At 38.4% G+C, this 5,905-nt stretch carries 2 protein-coding genes; both read left to right on the plus strand.

Annotation, left to right across the window (positions count from 1 at the left end):
* The first annotated feature begins 152 nt into the window (after window positions 1-152).
* Window positions 153-5,723, plus strand: coding sequence for a helicase-related protein (locus tag ABI657_RS18750; protein WP_348098798.1), 5,571 nt, complete (start codon window positions 153-155; stop codon window positions 5,721-5,723).
* Window positions 5,724-5,733: 10 nt separating this feature from the next.
* On the plus strand, window positions 5,734-5,905 hold a 172-nt coding region (locus ABI657_RS18755), incomplete at its 3' end, for a DUF4133 domain-containing protein (protein ID WP_348098799.1).

Here is a 5,905-nt window from a genome sequence, read left to right on the forward strand (position 1 = left end):
CTTATGGAAAGCTGCAAGCCAATTTTTGAAACCATTGGTTTTACAAAAGAAAATGGAGAAGATCCCATTTTAAGAAATGCCCTTATCGGTCAGATTGCTGACTATGTGAGTTGAGCTATTTATAGCAGTGTTAAGTATGAAAAGGAGTAATTATGGCTTACAATCTATCCCAAAAACTAAGTGCCAATATCCAGGCGATTACCATTGCAATGCAATGGCAGCAAGGAGATGCTTTATCGGCAGAAGTAGTTGCAGCACTTAAAGCATATGCTGGCTTTGGAGGACTCAAGGCTATTCTATATCCACATGGCTCTGCCGAAGACTGGATAAAATCCGGAGCTACTAAAGAAGATCTGAAACTGCATCCAGAGATGACACGTCTGCATGAATTGTTGCAGGAACATTATTCTGAAAAGGATTATAACGGGGTTGTTTCTTCGCTACGTAACAGTGTGCTTACGGCATTTTATACACCGGATATTGTACCCAAAACTTTGTACACTGCTTTGGAAAAACAAGGTATTAATCCTAAAAGGTTATACGAACCATCAGCAGGATCAGGAATTTTTATTACTGAAGCAGAAAAGGCTTTCCAAAATTTGGAACAAATTACCGCTGTCGAAAAAGACCGATTGAGCGGACTGGTGCTTTCTGCATTAAGCAGTACACTTTCAACCAAAAACACCACTCATGTAATAGGACTCGAAGAAGCTCCAACAAATGATAACGGCAGTTATGATCTTGTGGTCAGCAATATTCCTTTTGGTAATTTTTCTGTTTATGACAAAGCCTATCCAGATAAAGCCATTTCAGGAAAAATCCACAATTACTTTTTTGCAAAAGGACTGGATAAACTCGCTGATGGCGGTCTTATGGCATACATAACGACAGATGGTTTTTTAAACAGTCCTTCCAATCAGAGTGTCCGCAAGTATCTTTTTCAAAATGCAGATTTTGTAAGTGTAGCAGTTATGCCTGATAATCTGATGAAAGAAACAGGAAATACAGATGCTCCTAATCATTTGATTATTGTCCAAAAAAATGAGCATAAACAAACGCTATCTGACAATGAAAATGAGTTGCTAAAAACTGTTGAACTCGAAAATGAATTTGGAAAATACAGTATTAATAAATACCTGCATAATAAACCCGAGCTCATCATTGGAAATGAAATACAAGCCGGTAAAAACCAATACGGACAGGCGCACCAAAGTGTAAGACAAAATGGGGATATTATTTCTATTGGAAACCTTCTTGGAGAAAATATCACCAAAGGACTAAAAGAAAACTTTAACCAGCAACGCTTTGAGAAGGCTCAAAAAACGGAGATAGTTCCGCCCGCTGAAGCAATTGGACCAAAATTCACTTATTTACCCATGCCTGAGAGTAAAGCAAGCGGTATTTCTGTCCAACTTGGCTTGTTTGATACTGTAGCTGCGGAGAACATCAACCGTGCGATGGATTACATCAATCCTCTTGATGAAACTGTAGTAGATAAAAAAACAGCACGAATACTCAGTACCATACGCACCAATGATAATCCATCACATGAAAACGTTGTGCTAATTGCTGCCAAACAAAACAAGTCCAATCGGTATTTGTATAAATTATATTCTAATGTAAAAGAAATAGATGGTTTTTCAGCCAATTGGATGAATGGAGGATTACTGCCTCATGAATTATTGGCTTTATCCAATACTCTTCAGTACTACGATCACAAATATATTTATGAAGGAGACCAAACCCTTGAATCGGCCTTTAACCTTGAAAGACAGCTATATGAAGAAAATCTTTCATTCAAACCGTTTTACAAAGAAGGCACACTGGTTCGACTTGGAGAGGCCGTTGGGGTTATCAGTGATATAAATCATGAACACAAACAAGCTTTTTTCCAACCATTAGCAACACAAGGCAATCTGAAATTTTACGATTCCTATATTTCTATTCGGGATAATTATCTGGAACTGTTTGAGAAAGAGCAATCAGACAAAACAGCAAGTAATGAAACTCGTAGAAATCTGGATGAGCAGTATATCAAATTTGTTTCACACTATGGTATTCTGAACGGTGCTGAGAATCGCAGGTTAATCATGCAGGATTCTGCTTTTGGTTTCATCATTCTTTCTTCATTGGAACGCAAAGAAGGAGAACGTTATGCGAAGTCCGATATTTTAAGCGAATCTATAGTAAAACAGCAAGAACGCTATCACACAGACGATCCAATTGAAGCCTTAGCTCGCAGTCTTAATGAAATCGGAAGTGTGGATATGGGATTTATAACCGCTGCAACCGGGCTTGAAGAAAACGAGGCGATAGAGCGTCTAAACCATCATATCTACCTGAACCCTACAGGTCAGGATTGGCAAACTTCAGACCTTTATTTAAGCGGAAATGTCGTGGAAAAGCTACAGCAGGCTAAACAGGCAGTAGAACTATATCCTGAAAACACGCAATATTACAAAGGATTGCAGGCACTGGAAAAAGTACAGCCAGAGCGCATCCCTTTTGAATTACTTGATTTTAATCTGGGAGAACGATGGATTCCCAACCGATACTATGAAAGTTTTGCCGGAAAATTATTTGATCAGCCAACAGAAATTAATTATTTCCCATCATTAGATACCTTTAAAGTAAGTACAGGACACAATACCAAAATAGACAGAGAATTTTCGGTAACTCCTAAAAGCGGAAGAACCACTTATGGTTACACGATATTGGAGCATGCGCTTGAAAATACGGCTCCGTTTTTTACCTATGAGGTAGATGGACCATCAGGCAAACCGATACGATTGCCGGATAATGAAGCTATACAACTTGCACATCAAAAAATTGAGAACATTCGTAATGGCTTTATTGAGTGGCTGCAGGAATTGCCAATAAGCGATAAAAATGAATTAGAGAGCCTATATAACAATACGTTCAATTGTTATGTATTACGCGAGTATGACGGAAGTCATCTGAGCTTTCCGGGTTTGGATAAAAAAGCCCTGGAGATTGAAGACCTATACAGCTCTCAGAAAAATGCGGCATGGCGTATTATTCAAAACCGTGGCGCTTTAATTGATCATGAAGTTGGGCTAGGAAAGACACTAACCATGATTGTGGCTGCCAGTGAAATGAAACGATTAGGGATTATTCATAAACCAGCAATACTGGCATTGAATGCCAATGTGAATCAAATTGCTGCAACCTATCGAAAGGCTTATCCGAATGCCCGGATTTTAGCGCCTGGAGAAAATGACTTTACTCCGGCCAAAAGAATGAGACTTTTCCATGAGATTAAAAACAACAATTGGGACTGTATCATTTTAACCCACGATCAGTTTGGTAAAATTCCGCAATCACCGGAAATACAAAAAGAGATCTTACAAAATGAGCTGGATAATATAGAACGGGATCTTGATACGGCCAGAGATCTGGGAGGCGATATCTCAAAAAAAATATTAAAAGGTCTTGAAATACGAAAAAATAATCTGGACAGTAAATTAAAAACACTGCTCAAAGATATAGAAGATAAAAAGGACAGCGGTATCAACTTTAAAGAAATGGGGATTGATCATTTGTTTGTAGATGAATCACACAAATTTAAAAACCTGACTTTCACTACCCGTCATGACCGGGTTGCCGGAATTGGAAATATGCAGGGAAGCCAAAAGGCGCTTAATATGTTATTTGCGGTACGTACGCTGCAGGAAAAATTCGATTCGGATTTGTGTGTAACGTTTCTTTCGGGTACTCCAATTTCCAATAGCCTTACCGAAATGTACCTGCTTTTCAAATACCTGCGACCTAAAGAAATGGAGCGTCAGCGTATTGAAAACTTTGACGGATGGGCAGCTGTCTTTGCCAGAAAAACAACTGATTTTGAGTTTTCGGTCACCAATGAAATTATTGCAAAGGAGCGTTTTCGCCATTTTATAAAAGTTCCGGAACTGGCATTGTTTTATAATGAGATTACCGATTACAAAACAGCAAAACATATTGATCTGGATAAACCTGAAATTAAGGAACAACTTGTCAATATTAGCCCTACTCCTGAACAAAGCGAGTTTATTATCCAGCTCATGCAGTTTGCAAAAACAGGTAATGCAACACTTATAGGCAGAGAGCCTCTTACTTCGCAGGAAGATAAAGGCAGGATGCTAATCGCTACTAATTACGCTAAAAAGATGGCTGCCGATATGAGGCTGATAAATGAAAAATATGGTGATCACCCGAATAATAAAGTCAATACATGCGCCAGAAATGTGGCTAAAATTTATCATGCTTCCATGGAGCATAAAGGCACACAGATTGTTTTTTCGGATATAGGCACGCCGAAGCCGGATGCCTTTAATATGTACGATGCCCTTAAAGAAAAACTGGTAAGGGATTTTAATATCCCGGCTCATGAGATTACTTATATACACGATTGGACAGATAAAAAGAAACCGGAATTGTTTTCTAAAATGAATACAGGAGAAATACGTATTCTTTTGGGTAGTACAGAAAAAGCAGGAACGGGTCTTAATGTACAAAAGCGTGTGGTAGCGATGCATCATATGGATATTCCCTGGAGACCATCAGATCTGGGACAACGCAACGGCCGAGGCAGTAGACAAGGGAACGAAGTTGCCAAACAGTATTATGGTAATAAAGTGAAGAATTTCATATATGCGACCGAGCAGTCATTAGACAATTACAAATTCAACCTTTTGAAGAACAAACAGACTTTTATCAGTCAGATGAAAAACTGTGAACTTAATGTGAGGACTATTGATGAGGGAGCCATGGATGAGCAGAGCGGAATGAACTTTTCGGAATATATCGCAGTATTATCAGGAGATACTTCTTTACTGGAAAAATCAAAATTGGAGAAAAAAGTAACGGTAATGGAAAGCCTTAAAAAAGCACATTACAAGGAAATTTCCAGAACTAAATATCAGGTTGAATACCTAATGGAGGAAAAAGGAATCACCACTAAAACACTGGACAAACTAACTGCTGATTACAGTTTTTACAAAAACAATCTGAAGTATGAACCTGATGGTTCCAAAGCAAATCCTATAGAGTTGTATAACTGCAAAACAGCAGATCCAGAAAGTATCGGCAAAGAAATTATCCTGCTCTATAAAAACTGGAAACCTCCAGAAGGAGAAAACCAGGCCAAACAAATTGGAAAGTTATATGATTTTGGACTCTATATAAAAAGAGAACGTGAAGCCTATCAAAATGATGGTTTATACCAGTACCGTTACTCCAACAGCTTTTATGCACAACGTTTGGAAGATGGTATTAAATATACTTCCAATGGAGGAACTCCAAATGTGGACAATCCAAAATTGGCAGCCCGCCATTTTCTAAATGCAATTGATAAGGTGGAACATCTTACGGAAAAATACCAAAAGTCACTTAATGATATTGAAAACCAACTGCCGGAATTGCAGCAATTAACCACCAGAGTATTTAGCCAGGAGCATGAACTGCAAAAAATGAAAAGTGATCTCTCTAGTTTGGAAAGGGAAATAGCCCTGAAAATTCAGGAGAACCAATTAAAGGAGGCCAATCCACAAGATACTAGTCTGAGTAATAAAACAAAATTAACGGATACAGTGCCGGTAATTCAACTGCCAATAAAGAACGGTGAAGAATCAAAGGGTTGCACAACTGCCGAAAGTAACACTGATAAATGGCAGGAGCGCTCTTTTCCTGAAATGAGACGCAGCAACAGAATGAAATTTTAAAATAAATACTATGTCAAACAGTGTCTATCAAATCAACAAGGGAATAAACCAAAGTATCCAGTTTAAGGGATTAAAAGCACAATACATCTGGTATTTAGGTGGTGGTGTTATTGTGCTCATGATACTGTTTGCCATTATGTACATAGCTGGACTGCCTTCACTTATCTGCATAGCAATAATTG

The sequence above is a fragment of the Flavobacterium sp. genome (assembly GCF_039930565.1).
Classification (GTDB): Bacteria; Bacteroidota; Bacteroidia; order Flavobacteriales; family Flavobacteriaceae; genus Flavobacterium.